The 16,786-nt window shown below is 61.3% G+C and carries 15 protein-coding genes; 3 read left to right on the plus strand and 12 right to left on the minus strand.

Going from position 1 to position 16,786, the window contains the following annotated elements:
- From HU722_RS28030 to HU722_RS28045, 4 genes are all read right to left on the minus strand, one after another.
- Positions 1 to 1,713 (minus strand): putative 2-aminoethylphosphonate ABC transporter permease subunit, encoded by a 1,713-nt coding sequence (locus HU722_RS28030; RefSeq protein WP_065891348.1) that lies wholly within the window; start codon positions 1,711 to 1,713, stop codon positions 1 to 3.
- A gap of 1 nt (position 1,714) precedes the next feature.
- On the minus strand, positions 1,715 to 2,779 hold the full coding sequence (locus HU722_RS28035) for a putative 2-aminoethylphosphonate ABC transporter ATP-binding protein (protein ID WP_065891347.1): 1,065 nt from the start codon (positions 2,777 to 2,779) through the stop codon (positions 1,715 to 1,717).
- A gap of 406 nt (positions 2,780 to 3,185) precedes the next feature.
- Positions 3,186 to 4,049: a LysR family transcriptional regulator gene (locus HU722_RS28040; protein ID WP_065874388.1), complete on the minus strand. Its 864-nt coding sequence runs from the start codon at positions 4,047 to 4,049 to the stop codon at positions 3,186 to 3,188.
- A 16-nt stretch (positions 4,050 to 4,065) separates the two neighbouring features.
- On the minus strand, positions 4,066 to 6,318 hold the full coding sequence (locus tag HU722_RS28045; RefSeq protein ID WP_065891346.1) for a heavy metal translocating P-type ATPase: 2,253 nt from the start codon (positions 6,316 to 6,318) through the stop codon (positions 4,066 to 4,068).
- Between the two features lie 85 nt (positions 6,319 to 6,403).
- On the opposite strand from HU722_RS28045, the gene cadR reads away from it, so the two are divergent.
- A complete protein-coding gene (gene cadR / locus HU722_RS28050; RefSeq protein ID WP_049711068.1) occupies positions 6,404 to 6,844 on the plus strand; it encodes a Cd(II)/Pb(II)-responsive transcriptional regulator in 441 nt (146 codons plus the stop codon).
- 127 nt (positions 6,845 to 6,971) lie between these two features.
- Here the strand turns inward: cadR and HU722_RS28055 are convergent, their stop codons facing one another.
- The 3 genes from HU722_RS28055 to HU722_RS28065 all read right to left on the minus strand — a co-directional run bounded on the left by HU722_RS28055 (position 6,972) and on the right by HU722_RS28065 (position 9,518).
- Positions 6,972 to 7,805 carry a thymidylate synthase gene (locus HU722_RS28055; protein ID WP_065891345.1) on the minus strand — a complete coding sequence of 278 codons (834 nt, stop codon included), beginning with the start codon at positions 7,803 to 7,805 and terminating at the stop codon, positions 6,972 to 6,974.
- A 52-nt stretch (positions 7,806 to 7,857) separates the two neighbouring features.
- Positions 7,858 to 8,670: a prolipoprotein diacylglyceryl transferase gene (gene lgt, locus HU722_RS28060; protein ID WP_065874391.1), complete on the minus strand. Its 813-nt coding sequence runs from the start codon at positions 8,668 to 8,670 to the stop codon at positions 7,858 to 7,860.
- Positions 8,671 to 8,735: 65 nt separating this feature from the next.
- Complete coding sequence (locus tag HU722_RS28065) at positions 8,736 to 9,518, minus strand: sulfite exporter TauE/SafE family protein (protein ID WP_065874392.1); 783 nt, start codon at positions 9,516 to 9,518, stop codon at positions 8,736 to 8,738.
- A 121-nt stretch (positions 9,519 to 9,639) separates the two neighbouring features.
- On the opposite strand from HU722_RS28065, the gene HU722_RS28070 reads away from it, so the two are divergent.
- Complete coding sequence (locus tag HU722_RS28070) at positions 9,640 to 10,386, plus strand: NRDE family protein (RefSeq protein ID WP_065874393.1); 747 nt, start codon at positions 9,640 to 9,642, stop codon at positions 10,384 to 10,386.
- 147 nt (positions 10,387 to 10,533) lie between these two features.
- On the opposite strand, the gene ptsP is transcribed toward HU722_RS28070, so the two are convergent.
- On the minus strand, positions 10,534 to 12,813 hold the full coding sequence (gene ptsP, locus HU722_RS28075; RefSeq protein ID WP_065891344.1) for a phosphoenolpyruvate--protein phosphotransferase: 2,280 nt from the start codon (positions 12,811 to 12,813) through the stop codon (positions 10,534 to 10,536).
- A gap of 22 nt (positions 12,814 to 12,835) precedes the next feature.
- On the minus strand, positions 12,836 to 13,315 hold the full coding sequence (locus tag HU722_RS28080) for an RNA pyrophosphohydrolase (protein ID WP_049713461.1): 480 nt from the start codon (positions 13,313 to 13,315) through the stop codon (positions 12,836 to 12,838).
- 143 nt (positions 13,316 to 13,458) lie between these two features.
- On the opposite strand from HU722_RS28080, the gene HU722_RS28085 reads away from it, so the two are divergent.
- A complete protein-coding gene (locus HU722_RS28085) occupies positions 13,459 to 14,115 on the plus strand; it encodes a histidinol-phosphatase (RefSeq protein WP_065874395.1) in 657 nt (218 codons plus the stop codon).
- A gap of 131 nt (positions 14,116 to 14,246) precedes the next feature.
- Here HU722_RS28085 and HU722_RS28090 read toward each other — a convergent pair whose 3' ends face one another.
- Genes HU722_RS28090 through ilvA form a run of 3 tightly spaced genes read right to left on the minus strand, consistent with a single transcriptional unit; the run spans position 14,247 to position 16,683 of the window.
- On the minus strand, positions 14,247 to 14,714 hold the full coding sequence (locus HU722_RS28090) for a DUF2269 family protein (RefSeq protein WP_065891343.1): 468 nt from the start codon (positions 14,712 to 14,714) through the stop codon (positions 14,247 to 14,249).
- Complete coding sequence (locus HU722_RS28095) at positions 14,715 to 15,128, minus strand: DUF2269 family protein (RefSeq protein ID WP_065874397.1); 414 nt, start codon at positions 15,126 to 15,128, stop codon at positions 14,715 to 14,717.
- 40 nt (positions 15,129 to 15,168) lie between these two features.
- Complete coding sequence (gene ilvA / locus HU722_RS28100; RefSeq protein ID WP_065880204.1) at positions 15,169 to 16,683, minus strand: threonine ammonia-lyase, biosynthetic; 1,515 nt, start codon at positions 16,681 to 16,683, stop codon at positions 15,169 to 15,171.
- Between the last annotated feature and the right edge of the window lie 103 nt (positions 16,684 to 16,786).

Consider the following 16,786-nt stretch of genomic DNA (forward strand, 5'->3'; position numbering starts at 1 on the left):
TTATTGGCCGGGCGCGGTCTGGCGCCAGGCTTGGGACCGGCGCAACGCGCCACGTGAGGCCCACGCCAGCAGCAGCGAGACGCCGGCCGACGTGAACAGGATCAGGGTCGACATGGCCGCCGCACCGCCCACGTTGCCGGCGTCGTCCATGTTCAACACGGCAACGGCGGCAAGGATGGTGTCGGGGCTGTAGAGGAAGATCGCGGCGGACACGGTGGTCATCGCCGACACAAACAGGTAGCGCACGATGTCCAGCAGCGCCGGCAGGCAGATCGGCACCGTGACGTTCAAGTAATGGCGGTACAACGGCGCCTTGAGCGACAACGCAGCGGCTTCGAATTCGGCGTCGAGCTGGCGCAACGCCGTGGTCGCGGTCATTTGCGCGGTGGTCAAATAGTGAGCAATGGTGCACACCACCAGCAGGGTCATGGTCCCGTAGAACACATGCAGCGGGTTGCCGTTAAGGTTGAAAAAGAACACGTAGCCAAGGCCCAGCACCAGCCCAGGCACCGCCATCGGCACAAAGCTGAGCATGCGCAGCGCCAGGTTCAGGCCCTTCTGGCCCTTGGTCTTTTCCATCAAATACGCGCCCGTGAAGATCAGCACGCTGCCGATCAACGCGGTGCACAGCGCCATGGTCAGGCTGTTGCGATAGGCCAGCCAGCCGCCGCCGGCGGTATCTTCGAACTGGTAGTGATTGAGCGACAGCGACAGGTTGTACGGCCAGAACTTCACCAGCGAGGAATACACTGCCATGCCGAATACCAGCAGCAACACGGCGCAGATCAGCAGCACGATGGCCAGGTAGCAGCCATCTCTTGGGCGCGATGGCAACGGTTGGAAGACTTGGGCACGACCGCTCATGGAATCGCCGTGGCGACGGCGTAGCCAGGCATCCACACCAAAGCTGAACAGTGCTGGCAGCAGCAACACCATGCCGATCAGCGCACCGCGGCCGAACTGTTGTTGGCCAACCACAGCCTTGTAGGCTTCCAGGGCCAGCACCTGATAATCGCCGCCGACCACGACGGGCACGCCGAAGTCGGTGATGGTCAAGGTGAACACCAGACAGAACGCAGCGAACACCGCCTGGCGTGTGGCCGGCCAGGTAATGCTGCGGAACGCCCGGGCCGGGCTGGCCCCCATGCTCGAGGCCGCATCAAACAGCCGCGCATCCGCCAAGGACAGCGCCGACAGCAGAATCATCAAGGCATGTGGGAAGGTGTAGATCACCTCGCCCAGCACAATGCCCCAGAAGCCGTAGATATTGTCCGAGAGCAGCCCGCGCAACATGCCCTGGTTGCCGAACAGATACACCAGCGCAATGCCCGGCAACATCGACGGCGCCATCAGTGGCAGCAGCGACATGCCGCGCCAGATCGCCTTGCCGGGAATCAACGTACGCTGCAATGCGTAGGCAAACAGGTAGGCCAGCGGTACGACGATGGCCCCGACGCTGAGGGAAACTTTCAAGCTATTGCCCAGCAGCCAGTGGAAGTTGTCACTGGTGAGCAGTTCCCGCGCCGCCACCAGGCCGCCGCCCTGCCCGGCTTCGCTGCTGAAACCGCGCCAGAAGATCGCCAGCAATGGCAGCAGTACGGCAATACCCAGCAATAAAAGCCAAATCAGTTTGCCGCCGACCACGAAAATGCGATCGCCCAGCTCGGCGCGGGAGACCTGACGCGGCTCAGGCAATGTCATGACAGCAGCCATCTCAGGCAAACACCTGCAGGCTGCGCGGCGGCAGGGCGACCCAGATATCCTGGGCGCCCAGGCGCGGCATGGCTTCCGGAGCCACTTCGGCCAGCAGCGGATGGCCGGGCAATTGCTCCAGTTCAAAGCTCATGCGGCAGCGGTTGCCGAGAAAGGTGATCTCGCGGACCTTGGCCGGGAACAGGTTTTCTTCATGCACCGGCGGGTTGACGCTGATCGCTTCCGGGCGGCAAAACAGACGGCCGGACTTGGCGATGCCAGCATCGTCGGCCAAGCGCATGTTCATCCCGCCGACCTGCGCGTGGCTGGCACTGTTGCGACTGAACGGCAGCCAGTTGCCCTGACCGACAAACTCCGCCACGAACGGGGTGGCCGGGCGGTCATAGATCTCCTGGGGCGTGGCGTATTGCTCGACCTTGCCGTTGTTCATCACCGCGATGCGGTCGGCCATCAGCATGGCTTCGTCCTGGTTGTGGGTGACCATCAGCGTGGTGATGCCCAGGCGGCGTTGCAGTTGGCGCAGCTCGGTGCACAGATGTTCGCGCACGCGGGCGTCGAGGGCCGACATCGGTTCGTCCAGCAACAGCAATGAGGGCGCCGGCGCCAATGCCCGGGCGAGCGCAACGCGTTGCTGCTGGCCGCCGGAGAGTTGGCCCGGGTATTTCTTTTCACTGCCGACCAGGCCGACCAGTTCGAGCATCTGCCCGACGCGCTTGCGCACTTCATCGCGGCCGCTGCCGGCGAGGCCGTAGCCGATATTCGCTTCGACAGTCAGGTTGGGAAACAGCGCGTAGGACTGGAACAGAATGCCGTAGTCCCGCGCCTGGGGTGGCAGCAGGGAAACATCGCGGCTGCCCAGGTAAAGTTCGCCGCTGTCCTGGCGCTCCAGGCCAGCGATGCAACGTAACAAGGTGGTCTTGCCGCAGCCGGACGGGCCCAGCAGGCACACCAGCTCGCCAGCGGCGACGTCCAGGGAGACGTTATCCAGCGCGGTAAAAGCGCCGAAGCGTTTCTGGATACCGCGCACCTTCATTGGCGCGCCGGGTTGGGTCAGGGCTGTGTTCATGGAGGCACCTCATCAAACTGATGAAGGCCATGCTAGGCAGGCAATGCGTCGCTGGTGTGGCAGGAAGGCAAAAGGCAGTGATAGTGGTATTCGTGGATTTGTGTAGGACTGATGGAGATGGGCTGCCTGGGCAGGCCTCATCGCGGCATGGGTATCTACACATTCTAAATGTGATATCGCGTAGCAGCTGTCGAGCCTTGGCGAGGCTGCGTTTGCGGTCTGTCTGACACACCGCTGACGCAGCCTCGCCAAGGCTCGACAGCTGCTACGCAGAGGCTCGCTCTAGATATGTAGATACCCATGCTCATCGCGGGCAAGCCCGGCTCCCACAGTGTTGATCGGTGAACACATTCAACTGTGGGAGCTGGCTTGCCTGCGATGGCGATTCAAAGGCCACCACACAACCTTAAATCGGTGACATTTCCTGCGCCAACCCCAGAAACGCCGCCGGCAGCCGCGCGCCTTTGCGCTCCTTGAGGCAGTACAAATACTCCGGGATCTGCGGCGCATTCTCGATGGTCAACACCCGCAACTGCGGATCATGCGGCACTTCCTGGCGGGCAATGATGCTGATGCCAATATTGCGCAGCACCGCCTCGCGAATCGATTCCCGGCTGCCGATTTCCAACAGCGGGCCGTAACTTACGCTTGCGCCCTGTAGCATTTCTTCGGTCAGGCGCCGCGTGGTGGAGCCGGCTTCACGCATCAACAAGGTATGCCCGGCCAACGCAGTGAGCGGTACATGATCGAGCTTGGCCAGTGGATGATTGCGATGCACCGCCAGCACCAAAGGGTCGGTGCCCAGCACGCGGCGAATAAGGCGCGGGTCTTCCAGCAGCTGCGACGACGCAGCGACATCAACGCGGTAATCGTCCAGCGCTTCAAGCACCTGCTGGGAGTTGCCGATTTCCACCGACACCTCCACCTGCGGCAGGCGTTCGCGAAAGGCTTTGACCAGGTCGAGGATGTAATACGGCGCCGTCGCGGCGATCCTCAGCGCACCCTGGACCTGGCCACTGTTGCGCAGGAAAAACTCGATGTCCGCTTCCTGCTGCAACAGCGCCTTGACCATCGGCAGCAGGCGCGCACCTTCGTCGCTGACAGTGAGGCGACGGCCGCCCCGGTAGAACAGCTCAACACCGTATTGGCTTTCAAGATTGCGGATCTGGGTGGTAACGGTGGGTTGGCTCAGGCCGAGTTTCTTCGCCGCCTGGGTAATACTGCCCAGGCGGGCGACCATGAAAAAAGCCTTCAACTCGGCACTCAGCACACCACCCTCACCTCAATTATTTGCGCAACAGGCGCAGGCCGTTGAACACCACCAGCAGGCTCACGCCCATGTCGGCGAACACCGCCATCCACATGGTGGCCATGCCCAGGAAAGTGACCGCGAGGAAGATCGCCTTGATCACCAGCGCCAGGGCGATGTTCTGCTTGAGGATACTCGACGTTTGCCGCGACAGACGAATGAATGCCGGAATCTTGCGCAAATCATCGTCCATCAGCGCCACATCGGCGGTCTCAATGGCCGTGTCGGTGCCGGCTGCAGCCATGGCAAAACCGATCTCGGCGCGGGCCAGGGCTGGCGCATCGTTGATACCGTCGCCGACCATGCCCACGCGGAACCCTTGGCCATACAGGGCTTCAATGGCTTGCAGCTTATCCGTAGGCAACAGGTCGCCCTGGGCCTGGTCGATGCCGACCTGGGCAGCAATCGCCTGGGCGGTGTGGGTGTTGTCGCCGGTGAGCATCAGGGTTTTGATGCCCAGGTCATGCAACTGCTGGATCGCTTCACGGCTGCTGTCCTTGACCGTGTCGGCGACGGCGAACAGCGCCAGCGGGCCGGACTTGTCGAGCAGCAGCACCACGGACTTGCCCTGTTTTTCCAGGGCGAAGAGTTTCTCTTCCAGCTCCGGTGAGCACAGGCCCAGGTCTTCTACCAGGCGGTGGTTGCCCAGGTGGTAGGTTTCGCCGTTGATATCGCCACGCACGCCACGCCCGGCCAAGGCTTCGAAGTTATCCACAACGTGCATCGGCAGGTTTTTATCCACAGCCGCGTTGGCAATCGCCAGCGACACCGGGTGATCGGAACGCCCGGCCAAACTGGCGGCCAGCGCCGGTGCGCTGTCTTCGATGTTGGGGAAGAGCGCCAAGTAATCGGTTTGCACCGGTTTGCCGTGGGTGATGGTGCCGGTCTTGTCGAGGGCCAGGTAGTCGAGCTTGTAACCACCCTCCAGGTACACGCCGCCCTTGATCAGGATGCCTTTGCGCGCCGCCGCCGCCAGGCCACTGACGATGGTCACAGGCGTGGAAATCACCAAGGCACAGGGGCACGCAACCACCAGCAGGACCAGGGCGCGGTAGATCCAGTCGAACCACACGCCGGCCATGAACAGCGGCGGAATCACCGCTACGCCCAGCGCGAACAGGAACACGGCCGGGGTGTAGATCTTCGAGAAGCGGTCGACGAAACGCTGGGTCGGTGCCCGTGCGCCTTGGGCCTGTTCCACCGCGTGAATGATACGCGCCAAAGTGGAGTTGTTAGCCGCTGCGGTGACTTTGTATTCCAGGGAGCCGGCCTGGTTGATGGTGCCGGCGAAGACTTTATCGCCCACGGCCTTTTCAATCGGCAGGCTTTCGCCAGTGATCGACGCCTGGTCAATCGTCGATTGGCCGGCAGTGACTTCACCGTCCAGGCCGATGCGCTCGCCGGGCTTTACCCGCACGATTGCACCCAGATCAATGCTTTTGACCTCTTTTTCAGCCCATGATCCATCAACCTGCTGCACCGTGGCCTGCTCTGGTGTCATCTGCATCAAGCCACTGATGGCGTTGCGCGCTCTGTCCAGGGACTTGGCTTCGATCAACTCGGCCACGGTGAACAGGAACATCACCATCGCCGCTTCCGGCCATTGGCCGATCAGGATCGCGCCGGTCACCGCGATGCTCATCAGGGCATTGATGTTCAGGTTGAGGTTTTTCAGGGCAATCCAGCCCTTTTTATAGGTGGTGAGGCCGCCGCTGAGAATCGAGATCAGCGCCACCACCGCGATCACCCACGTGGGCGCGGCATTGGTGAAGTGCAGCACTTCGGCGCCCAACGCGCCCACACCGGACAACGCCAGCGGCCACCAGGGTTTCTTGGCGGGCGGCGCGGCGGCCGGAGTGCCTTCCTCGATGGGGTCAGCCTGCATGCCGATGGATTTGATCGCGTCGATGATCGGCGCAGTGCTTGGCAGGTCGTGGGTGACGCCAAGGATGCGATTGATGAGGTTGAATTCCAGCTGCTGCACACCAGCCAGCTTGCCCAGTTTGTTCTGGATCAGCGTCTGCTCGGTGGGGCAGTCCATGGCTTCGATGCGAAAAGTGCTCAGGCGCGAGCCGGCGGTGGGCGCTTCGCTCAGTTGCACCCGCGCAGGGGCTGGGGTGCCGGAACAGCAAGAGCCTCCGTGGCCATGATCATGCACAGGCGTGAGTTTTTTCGGGCCATGATCGTGGTCATGGTCGTGTTTATGCGGGGTGTGGAGGGAATCGCTCATTCTGTCGCGTCCATAAAGGTGCCTGTTGCCAAGTAAAGACCCTGTAGCCACTATAGGGTCAAGCACCCATTTGGAGATTGCCGCAATGAAGATCGGCGAACTGGCCAAACTGACCGACTGCCCGGTTGAAACCATCCGTTATTACGAGAAGGAAGGCCTGTTGCCGCCCCCGGCACGCACCGAGGCCAACTACCGTGTGTACACCCAGGCACACACCGAGCGGCTGATCTTTATCCGCAATTGCCGCAGCCTCGACATGACCTTGGAAGAAATCCGCAGCCTGCTTGGGCTACGCGACAGCCCCCAAGACCAGTGCGAAAACGTGAACGCGTTGATCGATGAGCATATCCACCACGTGAAAGCGCGGATTGATGGGTTGTTGGCATTGCAGGAGCAGTTGCTGGACCTGCGCCAACGCTGTGGCGGCGGGCCGGAATGCGGGATTCTGCAGCGGCTGGAAGTCAGTGGGAGTGTGGCGGCGAGCGAGGCTGAGCCCTCACATGTGGGCAGAAGCCACGGCCATTAACTCAAGTGAGCACGGACCAAATGTGGGAGCGGGCTTGCTCGCGAAGGCGGTGTGTCAGTAACTGAATGTGTATCTGATGTACAGCTTTCGCGAGCAAGCCCGCTCCCACATTTGATCGAGATAATCTTTAGATCGCGACGTCGGCCTTGATGCTTGGGTCGGCGTCGTAGCCCACGATCTCGAAGTCTTCGAACTTGTAGTCATAGATCGACGCAGGCTTACGCTTGATCACCAGTTCCGGCAGCTTCTTCGGCGTGCGCGCCAGTTGGGTCTTGATCTGCTCCATATGGTTGCTGTACGCGTGAGTGTCGCCGGTGGTGACGATGATCTCGTGGGGGATCAGGTCGCATTGCTGGGCCAGCATATGGGTCAGCAATGCCAGCGCGGCGGTGTTGTACGGCAAGCCGAGGAATACGTCGGAACTGCGGATATACAACTGCATCGACAGGTGACCGTCGTGCACGAATGCCTGGTACAGCAGGTGGCACGGCGGCAAGGCTTGTTTGCCATTGCGCGCGTTTTCCTGCGGGCTCTTGGTCTCGTCCGGCAGGTACTCGACGTTCCAGCCGTGGAACAGGATGCGGCGGCTGTTCGGGTTGTTCTTGAGCGTGTGGACCATGTAGTCGATCTGGTTGATCGTGCCGCCATCCTTGGTCGGCCAGGCGGTCCACTGCTCGCCGTACACCGGGCCCAGGTCACCTTCTTCGGTCGCCCATTCGTCCCAGATCTTTACGCCGTTTTCGTTGAGCCACTTGATGTTGGTGTTGCCACTCAACATCCAGATCAGCTCGTTGGCGATGCTTTTGAAGTGAAGCTTCTTGGTGGTCAGCAGCGGGAAGCCGTCGGCCAAGTTATGCCGATACTGACGGGCAAACACGGCCTTGGTGCCGGTGCCGGTGCGATCGCCCTTGGTCAATCCATTGGTCATGACGTCGTTCAGTAGTTCGAGATATTGCTTCATTTGTTTACCCGTATCGTTGAAGCCGAGACCTTGCAGGCCTCGGCATTCGAATTTAAAGCGCGGTGTTCTTCAAAGGCTGCGGGCGGTTGTAGGCCCACCACAGCAAGCCCAGGCCGCCCAGGATCATTGGCAGGCTAAGGATCTGCCCCATGGTCACCCAACCGAACGCCAGGTAGCCCAATTGCGCATCCGGCACGCGCACGAACTCGACGATGAATCGGAAGATCCCGTAGAACAACGCGAACATGCCGGACACGGCCATGGTCGGGCGCGGCTTGCGCGAGAAGAGGTACAGGATAAGGAACAGTGCCACGCCTTCCAACGCGAACTGGTAGAGCTGCGACGGGTGGCGCGGCAATTGCGCCGGGTCGCTGAACGGCGGGAACACCATCGCCCACGGCAGGTCGGTCGGCTTGCCCCAGAGTTCGGCATTGATGAAGTTACCGATACGCCCAGCGCCCAGGCCGATCGGCACCATCGGTGCGATGAAGTCCATCAGTTGGAAGAACGACTTGCCGTTACGCCGGCCAAACCACCAGGCGGCGATCATCACGCCGATAAACCCACCGTGGAACGCCATGCCGCCCTTCCACACCTCGAAAATCAGCGTCGGGTTGGCGATGTACGCGGAGAGGTCGTAGAACAGCACATACCCCAGGCGCCCGCCGACGATAACGCCCATCGACAACCAGAAGATCAGGTCGGAGAGCTTCTCCTTGGTCCAGGTCGGATCGAAACGGTTCAGGCGTCGGGAAGCCAGAAACCAGGCACCGCCGATGCCGATCAGGTACATCAACCCGTACCAGTGGATTTTCAGCGGACCGATAGCCAAGGCCACCGGGTCGATCTGCGGGTAAGGCAGCATTGCGACTCCTCGTTAAATCATTCGTTATAGCGCCCGGACCATGCCCGGGCGCGATTAAGCCTGCATTACAACAAAAAGTTTAAACCGACACAGAACAGCAGCCCGGCGAACAACCGCTTGAGCAAACGCGGCGACAACCGATGCGCCAGGCGTGCGCCGAAACGGGCGAACACCATACTGGTCAGGGCAATGCCCAACAGTGCCGGCAAATACACGAACCCTAGACTATGAGCGGGCAACAGCGGGTCATGCCAGCCCAGAATCATGAAACTTAATGCACTGGCCAGCGCAATCGGCAGGCCACAAGCCGATGAAGTGGCCACAGCCTGCTGCATCGGCACGCTGCGCCAGGTCAGGAACGGTACGGTCAGCGAGCCGCCGCCAATCCCGAAAATCGCCGAAGCCCAGCCGATAAATGTGCCGGCGATGGTCAGGCCAACCTTGCCCGGCACCGTTCGGTTGGCCTTGGGCTTGACCTCCAGGGCCAGTTGCACGGCCACCAACAAGGCAAACACGCCGATGATCTTTTGCAGGTGGGGGCCGGAAATCGCCTCGGCGGTCAGTGCACCAAAGCCTGCGCCGATCAGGATACCCACGGTCATCCACACAAAGATCGGCCAACGCACCGCGCCACGCCGATGGTGCTCACGCACGGCATTCACCGAGGTAAAGATGATCGTCGCCAGGGAAGTGCCCACGGCCAGGTGGGTCAGCACTTGCGGATCAAAGCCCTGCAAGGTGAAGCTGAACACCAGCACCGGCACGATGATAATCCCGCCGCCCACGCCAAACAGCCCGGCGAGCACGCCCGCACAGGCGCCGAGCAGCAAATACAGCAGAAATTCCATGGGAGCCCCCAGACCAAGTCCGGCATGTTAACGGATGGAAGGCATGCAACCCAACTGGATACGATGGAACGCCTGCGTTGCTGCCGGTAGAGTGGCAAAAAACACAAAAGGGAATCGCCTGATGTGCCTGATTGTTTTCGCCTGGCGGCCGGGCCACGCCCAACCGCTGATCGTCGCGGCCAACCGTGATGAGTTCTACGCCCGCCCCAGCCTGCCGCTGGCCCAATGGCCGGACGTGCCCGAAGTCTTCGCCGGCCGCGATCAGGAAGCAGGCGGTACCTGGCTGGGGGTGAATGCCGACGGGCGCTTTGCCGCCTTGACCAATATCCGCGACCCGCACCAGCCGCCGGCACGTAAGTCGCGCGGGGAGTTAGTGGCGCGGTTTCTCAGTGGTTCGTTGCCGATTGAAGCGTATCTGGCCGATGTTAACGGTCGATCGATTGAATATGCCGGGTTTAACCTGCTGGTGGGTACGCGCAATGAGTTGTGGCACTACAACGCTAATCACACTGAGCCGACGCGTTTGGAGGCCGGGGTGTATGGGTTGTCCAATGCCGGGCTGGACACGCCGTGGCCCAAGCTGATCAAGGCCAAAGCGGCGTTGAGCGAGATGCTGGAGGACCCGCAGCCTGAGGCGTTGTTGGATATTTTGAGTGATCCGCAGACGGCGCCGTTTGCGGATTTGCCGGATACCGGGGTGGGCTTGGCGACTGAGAGTTTGTTGTCGAGCGTGTTTATTGCCAGCCCGAGTTACGGCACGCGGGCGAGTACGGCGTTGATTGTGAATGCAGATGGGTCGCGGCGGATGGTGGAGCGCAGTTTTGGGCCGCATGGTGGGCGACTTGGCGAGGTAGAACTCAGCTTGTAGTGAGCGGGCTTGCCCCGCGCTGGGTGGCGAAGCCGCCCCAAAACCAGCTAACCGGCTCTATCTGAAAGCATGCGGTGATTGTATTAGGGCTGCTTCGCAGCCCAGCGCGGGGCAAGCCCGCTCACTACAAAAGCCCACCATCTGAAGTCAGAGGCTCTTCGCGGAGCCCGGGTTGATCATCCGCGTCAGCCCCAGGTTCTTCAGCGCCAGTTGCAGCGAGCTGTGGATAACTTGCGGGTTATCGATGGTCATCAGCTCTGCCAGCAGATCCTTGGCCATGCTCAGTTCGACCTGACGCAGCATCCACTTCACCTTCGGCAAGTTGGTAGCGTTCATCGACAGGCTGTCAAAGCCCATCGCCATCAACAGCACCGCCGCCGCGGGGTCGCCGGCCATTTCACCGCAGATGCTCACCGGCTTGCCTTCGGCATGGGCGTCGCGCACCACGTGTTGCAAGGCCTGCAGCACCGCCGGGTGCAGGTAGTCGTAGAGGTCGGCCACCCGTGGGTTGTTACGGTCCACGGCCAGCAGGTATTGGGTCAGGTCGTTGGAACCCACCGAAAGGAAATCCACCTGCCGCGCCAGCTCTTTAGCCTGGTACACCGCCGCCGGGATTTCGATCATCACGCCAATCGGCGGCATCGGTACGTCGGCGCCTTCATCGCGCACTTCGCCCCACGCACGGTGAATCAGGTGCAGCGCCTCTTCCAGCTCATGGGTGCCGGAAATCATCGGCAGCAGGATGCGCAGGTTATTCAGGCCTTCGCTGGCCTTGAGCATGGCGCGGGTTTGTACGAGGAAAATTTCAGGATGGTCGAGCGTGACGCGAATGCCGCGCCAGCCAAGGAAGGGGTTGTCTTCCTTGATCGGGAAATACGACAGTGACTTGTCGCCGCCGATGTCCAGGCTGCGCATGGTCACCGGTAGCGGGTGGAAGGCCTGCAGTTGCTCGCGATAAATCGCCAGCTGCTCCTTCTCACTTGGGAAACGCTGGTTGATCATGAACGGCACTTCGGTGCGGTACAGGCCCACCCCTTCGGCGCCGCGTTGTTGCGCACGGGCGACGTCCGCCAGCAAGCCGGTGTTGACCAGCAACGGCACACGATGGCCGTCGAGGGTCACGCACGGCAGTTCACGCAACGAATCGAGGCCCAGCGCCAGCTGTTTCTCTTCTTCAACCACCTCGGCGTATTGCTTGCGCAGTATGTCGCTGGGGTTGGTAAACACTTCGCCACGATGGCCATCGACGATCATGTCGATGCCATCGACTTTGGAATACGGCAGGTCCACCAGGCCCATCACCGTCGGGATACCCATGGCACGGGCCAGGATCGCGACGTGGGAGTTACCCGAACCGAGTACCGAGACCAGGCCCACCAGTTTGCCCTCCGGCACTTCGCCGAGCATGGTGGCGGTCAGTTCTTCACTGATCAGGATAGTGTTGTCGGGGTAGACCAGGTTGGTGGTGCGGTCTTCCTGCAGGTAGGCCAGCAGACGGCGACCGAGGTCACGCACATCCGAAGCACGCTCGCGCAGGTAGGCGTCGTCCATCAATTCGAAACGGTTGACGTGATCGGTGACCACCTGGCGCAGCGCGCCCTGGGCCCACTGGCCGGTCTTGATCACAGTCTTGACTTCATTACCCAGGGACGCGTCGTCGAGCATCATCTGGTACACGTCGAACAGCGCGCGCTCTTCGGGCCGCAGCTGGGTCGCCAACTTGGTCGAGAGGTTGCGCATGTCGGCGCGCACGCCTTCCAGGGCGGTCTTGAACAGTTTGATTTCGGCGTCGATGTCTTTGACGGTCTTGTCCGGCACCACATCCAGGTCCGCCGGCGGCAACATGACCACCGCCGTACCAACCGCAGCGCCCGGCGAGCCCGGCACGCCGACGAACTTGGCTTCCTGGATGCCCTTGCCTTCACGCCCCAGGCCGCGAATCGAGCCCGTCGCCTCGGCGTGGGCGATAACCCCGGCCAATTGCGCACTCATCGTCACCAGGAAGGCTTCTTCACCTTCGTCGAACTGACGGCGCTCTTTTTGCTGGATGACCAACACGCCCACAACGCGGCGGTGGTGAATGATCGGTGCGCCGAGGAACGAGGCGTAACGCTCTTCGCCGGTTTCGGCAAAGTAGCGGTAACGCGGGTGATCGGCTGCATGTTCGAGATTCAGGGGTTCTTCACGCGTCCCCACCAGGCCCACCAGACCTTCATTGGGCGCCATGCTGACCTTGCCGATGGAGCGCTTGTTCAGGCCCTCGGTGGCCATCAGCACAAAACGGTTGGTCTCGGGGTCCAGCAGGTAAACCGAGCAGACCTGGCTGCCCATGGCTTCCTTGACGCGCAACACAATAATCCCCAACGCCGCCTTGAGATCCTTGGCGGAGTTAACTTCCTGGACGATCTTGCGCAGCGTATTGAGCATGGCTCGGGGTCGAACTCCGTCGTCAGTCGCGCGCTAAAAGGCGCGGGGCAAGCTCTTTGAGAGCGCGACGATACACTTCGCGCTTGAATGTCACCACCTGGCCCAACGGGTACCAATAGCTGACCCAGCGCCAGCCATCGAACTCCGGTTTACCGGTCAAATCCATCCGCACCCGCTGCTCGTCGGAGATCAGGCGCAGGAGAAACCATTTCTGCTTCTGGCCGATGCACAGCGGTTGGCTGTGGGTACGCACCAGGCGTTGCGGCAAACGATAGCGCAACCAGCCACGGGTACAGGCCAGAATCTGCACATCTTCACGCTCAAGGCCGACTTCTTCATTCAACTCACGGTACAAGGCGTCTTCAGGGGTTTCGTCGGGGTTGATTCCGCCTTGAGGAAACTGCCAGGCATCTTGGTTGATTCGGCGAGCCCATAGCACCTGTCCGGCATCATTCGTAAGAATAATCCCGACATTAGGACGGAAACCATCGGGGTCGATCACGGCAACAACCTCGCAAACGCATGTCGCCGCATTGTTCCACAAAGGTTGTTCCAGCGGCAACGAGGCTTCTTACCTTATGTGCACTCTTGTGAAAAGACCGTATTCTGGACGCCTTTTTACAGACTTTTCAGCGAGTAACTGCAATGCGCCTGGCTTTATTCGACTTGGACAACACCCTTCTTGGCGGTGACAGCGATCACGCCTGGGGCGATTACCTCTGTGAACGCGGGATTCTCGACCCCATCGCCTACAAGGCGCGCAACGACGAGTTCTACCAGGATTACCTGGCCGGCAAGCTGGACAATGCCGCCTACCTGAACTTCAGCCTGGAAATCCTCGGCCGTACTGAGATGGCCCAACTGGATGAGTGGCACAATGACTTCATGCGCGACTGCATTGAGCCGCTGATGCTGCCGCTGGCCGCCGAACTGCTGGCCAAGCACCGCGACGCCGGTGACACGCTGGTGATCATCACCGCCACCAACCGTTTCGTCACCGCGCCGATTGCCGCACGCCTGGGCGTGGAAACCCTGATCGCCACCGAGTGCGAGATGGAAAACGGCCGTTATACCGGGCGCAGCACCGACGTGCCGTGCTTTCGCGAGGGCAAGGTGACACGTTTGAATCGCTGGCTGGCAGAGACCGGGTTCAGCCTGGAAGACAGTTACTTCTACAGCGACTCGATGAATGATTTACCGCTGCTGGAGCAAGTGACTCATCCGGTGGCAGTGGATCCGGACCCGAATTTGCGGGCCGAGGCCGAGAAGCGTGGCTGGCCGGTCATCACGTTGCGCAGCTGACCTGTAGTGAGCGGGCTTGCCCCGCGCTGGGCTGCGAAGCAGCCCTAATACAGACAATGCCGAATTCCAGATGAATCCAATTCGCCTGGTTTGGGGCGGCTCCGCCACCCAGCGCGGGGCAAGCCCGCTCACTACATAGGCTTGGCCACCATCAAGTAGAAAATCGCCATAAACGCCAGGAACGCCGGCCACCCCAGGCCAAACCACCAGCGCATATAGGTCGTGGCCTTGATCGGCATCGCCGTCCCCTCCCGCAACGCCCGCTCCGCCATCTTGTGCACGCGAATCTGCAACCACACCACCGGCAACCAACAGATCCCCGCCAGCACATACAAACCGAACGTCCACTGCAACCAACTCTGCTGCAGCGACCAGCCCGCCAGATGCATCAAGCCAATCCCGCTCAACGGCTGGAACAGCGCCGTGGTCGCGGTAAACGCCCAATCGGCGAACACCAAGTGCTTGAAGGTCACGGCGATCACTTCCACGTTGCCGGTACGCCAGGCGCGTAACGCGTAGTAAGCCGAGCCCGCGCCCAGCCCGAACAGTACGGTCGACGAGAGAATATGCAGGGTTTTCAGCAGCAGGTAGGCACTCATTCAGACAGGCTTGGCACCCATCAAACCGGCAATCGCCACAAACCCCACCAGGCTGATTACCGCCAGCACCAACGTGAAGTTCAAGCTGCCGCCCTCGCCCTTACGCAGGCGATTAAGCCGCGCCACCAGCCAGAACCACGCCAGCGCCGCCACGGTGTAGAGGATGCTGGAACCGAGGATCCAGGTCTGGCCCAGCGGCCAGCCGGTCAGGTGCACCAGCCACCAACCGGTAAACGGCATGCTGACGACGCAGATGCCCATCAACAACCAGACGAACGCCCACGGGCGTTGCACGGTCACCGCCGGGCCGGCGCTGCGCTTGCGCCAGGCCAGCAACGCCAAGCCCAGGCCGCTGAGCAGCAGCAATACGGTGGCCGCGATGTGGATAACTTTCAGGGTGGTCAGGGTTTCCATGTGTCGTCTTCCTTAAGGCCGCCCCAATCAGCGTAGTCGCTCATCCGAGGAACAGTGTGTAGGCCGGGTTATCGCTTTCATCCCAGTACGGGTAGCCGATGGCTTCCAGGGCTGCCGGTACCAGGTGGCGCTCGTCCGCCGGCACTTGCAGGCCGGCGACCACACGGCCGTCTGCTGCGCCGTGGTTGCGATAGTGGAACATCGAGATGTTCCAACGCCCGCCCAACTTGTTAAGAAAGTTGAACAAGGCGCCCGGACGCTCCGGGAATTCGAAGCGAAACACCACTTCATTGCTGACGTGGGCCGCATGGCCGCCGACCATGTGGCGGATGTGCAACTTGGCCAGCTCGTTCTCGGTCAGGTCCAGCACCGGGAAACCCTGGCTGGTGAGGCTGGTGATCAGCGCGCTGCGCGGGTCGGTTTCCGGGTGGGTCTGCACGCCGACAAAAATGTGTGCCTCACTGCCGGAGTGGAAGCGATAGTTGAATTCGGTGATCTGGCGCTTGCCCACAGCCTCGCAGAACGCCTTGAAGCTGCCGGGCTTTTCGGGGATGGTCACGGCGATGATGGCTTCGCGGCCTTCACCCAACTCGGCGCGCTCGGCCACATGGCGCAGGCGGTCGAAGTTGACGTTGGCGCCGGAGTCGATCGCCACCAGGGTCTGCCCGGTAACGCCACGGGTCTCGACGTATTTCTTGATACCTGCCACGCCCAAGGCGCCCGCTGGTTCGGTGATGGAGCGGGTGTCGTCGTAGATATCCTTGATCGCCGCACAGATTTCATCGGTGCTCACGGTGATCACTTCATCGACGTAGTCCTTGCAGATGTCGAAGGTGTGCTGGCCGATCTGTGCCACCGCCACGCCATCGGCAAAGAGGCCCACGGTCGGCAGCACCACGCGCTCACCCGCCGCCATCGCGGCTTGCAGGCAATTGGAATCGTCCGGTTCGACGCCAATGATTTTGATCTCTGGGCGCAGGTATTTCACATAGGCCGCAATACCCGCGATCAGCCCGCCGCCGCCCACCGGTACAAAAATCGCGTCCAGCGGCCCCGGGTGCTGGCGCAGGATTTCCATCGCCACGGTGCCCTGCCCGGCAATGGTGTGTGGATCATCGTAGGGGTGAATGTAGACGTAGCCTTTTTCGTCGACCAGTTTCAGCGAGTAGGCCAGAGCTTCCGGGAAGGAATCGCCATGCAGCACCACTTTGCCGCCACGCGAGCGCACGCCTTCGACCTTGATCTCCGGAGTGGTCTTGGGCATGACAATAGTGGCTTTCACCCCCAGTACCTTGGCCGCCAGGGCTAGGCCCTGGGCATGGTTGCCCGCCGACGCCGTGACCACACCGCGCGCACGCTCTTCGGCGCTCAGTTGGGTCAGCTTGTTGTAGGCGCCGCGAATCTTGAACGAGAACACCGGCTGCAAGTCTTCACGCTTGAGCCAGACCTTGTTGCCCAGCCGTTCGGAAAGCTGGCGGGCGGTCTGCAACGGGGTTTCTACGGCAACGTCGTAAACGCGCGAGGTGAGGATCTTTTTGACGTACTGTTCAAGCATCGGCGGAAATCACTGGGCGGGATGGGCAGGGCCAAGGAGTCTAACCCAGCGTTCGGCCGGGCGACCACACGAATCCAGAGGTTTTGTTGGGTTATACTCGCGC

Origin of the sequence: Pseudomonas tritici (assembly GCF_014268275.3) — a bacterium.
Classification (GTDB): domain Bacteria; phylum Pseudomonadota; class Gammaproteobacteria; order Pseudomonadales; family Pseudomonadaceae; genus Aquipseudomonas; species Aquipseudomonas tritici.

Excerpts from the sequence above, each read along its gene's own strand:
- HU722_RS28065 (WP_065874392.1), bottom strand. The coding sequence starts at position 9,518 with ATGGAATTTCTGCTGTATTTGCTGCTCGGCGCCTGTGCGGGCGTGCTC.
- lgt (WP_065874391.1), bottom strand. The coding sequence starts at position 8,670 with ATGCTGCCTTACCCGCAGATCGACCCGGTGGCCTTGGCTATCGGTCCG.
- HU722_RS28085 (WP_065874395.1), top strand. The coding sequence starts at position 13,459 with ATGCGCCTGGCTTTATTCGACTTGGACAACACCCTTCTTGGCGGTGAC.
- HU722_RS28095 (WP_065874397.1), bottom strand. The coding sequence starts at position 15,128 with ATGGAAACCCTGACCACCCTGAAAGTTATCCACATCGCGGCCACCGTA.
- HU722_RS28055 (WP_065891345.1), bottom strand. The coding sequence starts at position 7,805 with ATGAAGCAATATCTCGAACTACTGAACGACGTCATGACCAATGGATTG.
- HU722_RS28045 (WP_065891346.1), bottom strand. The coding sequence starts at position 6,318 with ATGAGCGATTCCCTCCACACCCCGCATAAACACGACCATGACCACGAT.
- HU722_RS28070 (WP_065874393.1), top strand. The coding sequence starts at position 9,640 with ATGTGCCTGATTGTTTTCGCCTGGCGGCCGGGCCACGCCCAACCGCTG.
- HU722_RS28090 (WP_065891343.1), bottom strand. The coding sequence starts at position 14,714 with ATGAGTGCCTACCTGCTGCTGAAAACCCTGCATATTCTCTCGTCGACC.
- HU722_RS28035 (WP_065891347.1), bottom strand. The coding sequence starts at position 2,779 with ATGAACACAGCCCTGACCCAACCCGGCGCGCCAATGAAGGTGCGCGGT.
- HU722_RS28030 (WP_065891348.1), bottom strand. The coding sequence starts at position 1,713 with ATGGCTGCTGTCATGACATTGCCTGAGCCGCGTCAGGTCTCCCGCGCC.
- ilvA (WP_065880204.1), bottom strand. The coding sequence starts at position 16,683 with ATGCTTGAACAGTACGTCAAAAAGATCCTCACCTCGCGCGTTTACGAC.
- ptsP (WP_065891344.1), bottom strand. The coding sequence starts at position 12,813 with ATGCTCAATACGCTGCGCAAGATCGTCCAGGAAGTTAACTCCGCCAAG.
- cadR (WP_049711068.1), top strand. The coding sequence starts at position 6,404 with ATGAAGATCGGCGAACTGGCCAAACTGACCGACTGCCCGGTTGAAACC.